This window comes from Deltaproteobacteria bacterium (assembly GCA_016933965.1).
Taxonomy (GTDB): domain Bacteria; phylum Desulfobacterota; class Syntrophia; order Syntrophales; family UBA2210; genus JAFGTS01.
This window is the reverse complement of the sequence record JAFGTS010000019.1, coordinates 24,388-30,738: the sequence shown is the minus strand read 5'-3', so window position 1 is coordinate 30,738 and position 6,351 is coordinate 24,388. Positions and strand designations below refer to the sequence as shown.

Genomic DNA, 6,351 nt, shown 5'->3' with positions numbered 1-6,351 from the left:
CCGTCATCAGGCCCTTTGACCTGATCCAGGCCGAGTAACCAACAACAACATAAACGGAAGAAGCCGGGAAGGAGCGATCCTTCCCGGCTTTTTTTGATCCGGGAATCGTTATTCGGGAATGGGGATTCGTTTTCCCTCTCGTAAAATCCCCCTTGATCCCCCTTTTCAAGGGGGACTTCAGTATTGTCACGCACTCACGCACTCAGATACTCCCGCACCCCGCTTCTTTCTCATTGCCATTTCCCGCCATCTATTATAAATTACTGTAATATCCCGATGCTTTAACGAACACGCCACATTCAGAAGAGAAGAGAGGGTTCCATGATAATCAAGAAAAAGGGCTGGCTTGCAGTATTTCTCACAACATTCTTCATCGTATCATGGCTTACCGGGGTTCAGGCGCAGGAGGTGATCCCCGGCTATGTCCTGGTCCCGGCAGGGTCTTTCCCGATGGGAAATGAAAGCGGTTCCTCCGATGAACAGCCGGTGCACACCGTCACCATATCGAGTTCATTCTATCTCTCCATAACGGAGGTAACCCAGAAGGAGTGGTACGACGTCATGGGCACCAGGCCCTGGGTCGATGCCTGGGGTGAAAAGCCCGTCAAGGTGGGCAATAACTACCCCGCAACCTATGTGTCCTGGGATGACGTGCAGGACTTTATAGCTGCGAAGAATGCCGAGGCGGGGATGGAACTCTACCGCCTTCCCACGGAGGCGGAGTGGGAATACGCCTGCCGGGCGGGTACGACAACCCTCTTTTCCTTTGGTGGGGCGGACCTTGGTGATTATGCGTGGTATCGTGATAATGCGTACCCCGATGAGTTCTGGGCCCATGAAGTGGGGGAAAAACTGCCCAATCCCTGGGGGCTTTATGATATGCACGGCAACGTCTGGGAGTGGTGTCAGGACTGGTACAGCGACATCTATTATACCGATGACCCGCAGACCGACCCCCAGGGGCCTGCCGACGGTGAGGGAAAGGTCGTCCGGGGCGGGTCCTTCATGCAGTTGGCCCTTGATGGTGAAAACTGCACCTCGGCGAACCGTCTGCTGAAAAATCCCGCTGAATACCGCTGGGCCGACACGGGGTTCCGTCTCCTGCGGGAAGTGAGGGTATCCTCCGATGACCGTGATGGTGATGGTATTCCGAATGATGAGGACGACTACCCCGATGACGCTACGAAGGCGACGCCAGACGCGGCCGCGGGGTCGGGGAAACTGGTCGTGACGCTGACGGAACCGGCGGGTGCCTTTCTTGCCGGCGTGGCTGCACTGGCCGACACCGATGCGAGCCTGAACCAGGCCGATAAGCCCGAAGGCTATGACTTTCCTTATGGCCTGGTGACCTTTACCATCACGGGACTTGACCCCGGTGAGGATGCCGTTGTGGAAATAACCTTTCCGTCCGCTCTGCCCGAAGATGCTGCCTATTACAAGGTGGACGACGCGGGGTTCTACGAGTATGAGCACGCAGTGATCGATGGGGCGACAGTGACCCTGAACCTGACCGACGGCGGTGCCGGCGACAGCGACGAGACGGCCAATGGCAGGATCACCGATCCGGGCGGACCGGCCGTTCCCGGGGACAGCGGTGGCGATGACGGCGGCAAAAAGAGCGGCGGTGGAGGAGGTGGCGGCGGCTGTTTTATTGGGTCCACGTGTGAATAAGTGCCTGAGTTGTACGTGATTCGGAATTCGAGAATCGGGATTCGGGACTTGTTGTTATTCGGGAATGGAGATTCGTAATTTGTTTTTGTGGTTGCCTGATTTATCAGGCGTATTTGGAGCATTAAGGAAAGATAAAACCGCAGATGAATCGGCACACTACATCCCCTCCGAGGTCAAGTCCCCCTTTGAAAAAGGGGGATTGAGGGGGATTTTAATTTGTATAAATCCCTCCCGGCCTCCCTTTACAAAGGGAGGGGAAAAACGCCGATGGATCGGCGAACTAAAAAAATCCCCGTATAATGACGGATAAACCATAAGTCCGGTTTTCTCCTCGGTACTTCCTCTTATCCTGAAACCGCGCAAAAAAAAGCCGCCGGAACATCCGGCGGCTTTTCCACTAATCCACTAATCCGTTAATCCTGTAATCCGTAATCCGTAATCCGTAATCCGTAATCCTGTAATCCGTTAATCCGTAATCCTCTTTTTCCTACCTCAGCAACAGCCTGACCCTCCGGTCCCTGGCGAGTGCCGGGTACATGGCGATCAGCGCCCGGGCGTCGGTGACGCTGATGACGCCGTCACCGTTCATGTCGCAGAGGGGGCATTCATCGGACGACTGGCCGTTGTGGGACAGAAGCAGGTAGAGGTCGTTCATGTCCACGTCGCCGTCGCCGTCGATGTCACCGGGGATCGCATCAACAGGGAGGTGAAAGTTGATGACCAGGAGGTCGTCGGAATCATAATTATAAAAATCCTCATCAAAAATGCCGTCCCGTGAATAACCCCAGTCGTCGACATCTCTGAAAAGGATCTGGTTAACCTCGGAATTCGGGCTCCACCACATGCGGTAATCGTCATAGCCCGTGGTAAGGGGGATGATCTCAAGCGTATCGATGTTGATGATCGATATCTCTCCGCCGTCACCATGGTCAAGGGTGTCGCTCCGTTTAAAGGTGATCCACTGGGAATCAGGGCTCCAGGAGGTGGGACCGCAGACGCCCACCCAGTCCTCCTCCACCGGCGGTTCAATCTGGGTGCGCTCTTCGTCGTACTGTGCCTCGACGAGGGGCCTCTTGTCACTTCCATCGGAGCGCATGATCATGAGCCGGTAGATGTCATCGTAAATAAAAGTTGAGCCGTCATAGTAAGGATCCCTGTACCCGTTGAAATCCCGTTCATGATAGGCGATCCACTGTCCGTCGGGGCTCCAGGTGGCCCAGTTATTCTCGTAGAGGCCGGATTCGCCCAGGTCGGACAGCATCACCAGGCCGTAGCCGTCGGGCTGGACCTTGAAGATACGCTGCTTGCCGCCTTCACAATAGCTTCGTCCTTCACCCTCGAAAATATCGGGGAAGACCGCGCAGCCGGGGCTTCCGTTGAAGAGGACCCACTGGCTGTCCGGGCTCCAGCTGTGCTTCGTGGCGCCGTGGATCTTGTAGAAGAGCTCGTATATCGCCGCCACGGACCCGCTGTTGTAAGGAAGGTCCGCCGTGTAATCGATACCCGCCGGTTCCAGTATCCAGCTGTTGGGATCTTCCTTGTCGCAGGACTCATATCCGTCCTTGTTGTACCCCGGGGCAAGGCCGATGAGGACCTTCTTGCCGCTGTTGATCTCGTAATCGTCGGTCCCGTCGAACTTATAGGACATGATGATCCTGCCCGGGTAAGCGCTGTTCTCGCCAAAGAGCTGAAGCTGGAAAGTAAGCCGCTTGTCGTTGTCGATGAGCTTCATCTGATACCAGGTGATGACGACCCGGTCGATGATTCCTTCATAACCCTGGGCAAAGCCGCTGAAATAGTCATATTCGCACTGATCGATGCATCCCTCATACCCGACCTCTGTCTCGATGACCGATTCACCCATGTTGGAGAAGGCATTGATGTAAACGGCGTAGTCCGGGCACTCGGGATCATAACAGTCTTCTATCTGGAGATGACGGGCCAGGTGGGTCCAGAAGGGGGCTATCCGGGCGTAAGGCGCGTTGAGGAGCTTGTCGGGACCGCCGCAGTTGCAGCCTTCATCAAACATGTCGTTGTTCCCGCCGAGGCTCACATGGCCGTTGGGGGAGATGTAGTAATACCCGTCACCGTCATAGGGCATGAAATAGTTTTTCAGGTCCGGGTCTCCAGTTGTCATTGGTACATAACCGTAGGTTTTATCGGCAAAGGGAAAGACGAACCGGTCAAAGGAGATCTGCGCGAAATCCGGATATTCGCCGCAGCAGATATCCAGTGGAGCACCCATGTCTTCTTCCCAGGCACATTCCCCCGGTGTGGAGACATCAAACCCGCCTTCATCGTTGGGGTCGAAGAGGAGCGTTGTTTCAACGGGGATGTCCACGCGTTTCCCCGCCACATGGACGGCGTTCGCTCCGTCGGCATCCATGACCCAGATGGTTCCCTGGCGCTGAAAGGCGATCTTCGTTCCGTCGGGGCTCGGTACCGGCTTGCCCTCGGCGGGCTGGCCACCGTCTTCCTTCAGGAGGTCTTCATCGGAAAGGATTTCATCTTTCAGTTCAAGGGCTTCTTCCAGCTCTCCCCACTCGCCGTGGAGGATCCCCGGCTCATAGCGGTGAACTTCCGTCAGGTTCGTTTCGCCGGCATCTGTCGGTCCTGATCGCAGCAAAAAGTCAGCCAGGAGGTCTTTCTTCCAGATCGAGGGTCCCCGTTTGAAGATAATGGTATCGTTATCGGCTCCCAGGAAGCTTCCGTGAGTTTCGCCCGCATCATTGGTGGTGAGCTGTTCGTAGCCCGTGCCGTCGGGGTGGATCCGGCAGATGGCGTGGTGTGCCCGTAAATAATATTCCATGGGACACAAATAGGGGATCGTTGACGAATAGATGATCCACTGGCCGTCGGCGCTCCAGGGGTAGGCGCCCCAGCACTGGGCCCAGTCCTGACCTCCAACGACATTCGCGTCCCCGTAATAGAACGAGCCGGAGTAATAGAACCACCATTCCCAGTTCCAGAGGATCCAGTCCTCCGTCCCGGGATTAAAGGTGTCCTTTATTTCACTGTTGTACCATGTTACCCACCCGTCCCACTGGTCACCGGCGGGGGTGATCTGAAGGATATTGTCCACGTACGTGCTTGCCGCTCCCTCATTCCCCCAGTCATAAGGGCCGGTCAGGGGCATAATGGCCACCGCCGCTGAAAGGGGCAACATGGCGAGAGCTGCTGTAAGGAGTAATACAATAAGACATCTTCGCTTCATCGGGCAACCTCCTGCATGTTAATTTACTTTTTTTATTGATACACCGATTTGACGTGAATAGTCCCGGTGTGCTGCGAACTATCCTGATAATATATTGAGAAGCATTTTAGAGCATTTGACGATGTACGTCCACGATTTTTATGACCGGCATCAAATTTTCTTATACGAGGTCGGAAATCGGGGATCGTGATTCGTTATTCGTGATTCGGGAATCGGGAACTGGGGATCGGGATTCGTTATTAGGGAATTGAAATTCGTAATTTGTTTTTGTAGTTGCCTGATTTATCAGGCGTATTTGGAGCATCAAGGAAAGACAAAACCGCCGATGAATCGGCACACTGTATCCCCTCCGAGATCAATTCCCCCTTTGAAAAAGGGGGATTGAGGGGGATTTTAAAAACATAAATCCCTCCCGGCCTCCCTTTACAAAGGGAGGGGAAAACCGTGATCCGTGCCGGAAGTGGTACTGAAATTTTTATTATGGAACAAGAAAAAATGTCATATGAGGACATAACCGGAGAATTCCAATTTATATCTTGACCAATATGATGGGCCATGGTAGAAGACAACCTCCGGCAAATGCTGATTATTTAATGCTTTTTCCCTTGATACGTCGCGGTTGCGGATGCTTTCGTCGACATACCCGAACACGGGGTGTGTGCGGGTTTATAATACGAGATACTGAAAAGGAGAATCGATTATGGAGCAGCAGCAAGGTATCTACAAGAATCCCATCTTTTTGAACTCGGTAACGCACCGGTCTGTGAAAGTGGCGCCCGTTGACAGTTATGCCTTTGCAGGCAAACTGAATTCCGTTGTGATCGTGGGGCAGGAATTTCTCGAGGCAGCGAAGTTTTACCCCGTCGTATTTACAAAAGGCCAGAACGAGGAGATCATTCCGGTGGCGCTGCTGGGCCTGCGGAACAATGAGAATCTCTTTGTCGATGCCGAGGGAAAGTGGCGCGATGGTGCCTATATCCCCGCATTCTTCCGGCGGTATCCCTTCATTCTCGCCAGCAATGTGGGACAGGACGGATCCTTTGCGGTCTGTATCGATTCCAGTTACGAGGGTTTCGGCAAGAAAAAGAAAGACGGTATCACGCTCTTCGACGAAGAGGGAAACCAGACCGATCAGTTCAAGAAGATCATTGAATTCCTGAGAAATTACCAGGCTCAGTTCGAGAACACGAAAGAACTCGTAAAAACCCTGAAGGAATACGAGCTCTTCAGAGATGTCTCAGCGAACATCACCATGCCCGCTGGTGAAAAACGGGGGTTTGCGGGTCTGCTGATGGTGAATGAACAGAAGATGCTGCAGCTTGAAGATGATAAGATCCTGAATCTGGTGAGGACGGGATACCTGGCGTGGGTTTACGCGCACCTGTACTCGCTGTCGAATTTCCGGACGCTCATGTCCATCGCGTCACGCGCGGGAACCGCAAAAGGATAATGTATCGTGCCGGGCG

Annotated in this window: 3 protein-coding genes; 2 read left to right on the top strand and 1 reads right to left on the bottom strand. The window is 53.9% G+C overall.

Going from position 1 to position 6,351, the window contains the following annotated elements; all coding sequences use genetic code 11:
• The first annotated feature begins 321 nt into the window (after positions 1-321).
• Positions 322-1,671, top strand: a complete 1,350-nt coding sequence (locus JXO48_04335; GenBank protein ID MBN2283100.1) for a formylglycine-generating enzyme family protein — start codon at positions 322-324, stop codon at positions 1,669-1,671.
• A 487-nt stretch (positions 1,672-2,158) separates the two neighbouring features.
• Here the strand turns inward: JXO48_04335 and JXO48_04330 are convergent, their stop codons facing one another.
• Positions 2,159-4,885 (bottom strand): PD40 domain-containing protein, encoded by a 2,727-nt coding sequence (locus tag JXO48_04330; GenBank protein MBN2283099.1) that lies wholly within the window; start codon positions 4,883-4,885, stop codon positions 2,159-2,161.
• 700 nt (positions 4,886-5,585) lie between these two features.
• On the opposite strand from JXO48_04330, the gene JXO48_04325 reads away from it, so the two are divergent.
• Positions 5,586-6,335, top strand: a complete 750-nt coding sequence (locus tag JXO48_04325) for a SapC family protein (GenBank protein MBN2283098.1) — start codon at positions 5,586-5,588, stop codon at positions 6,333-6,335.
• Positions 6,336-6,351: the final 16 nt, after the last annotated feature.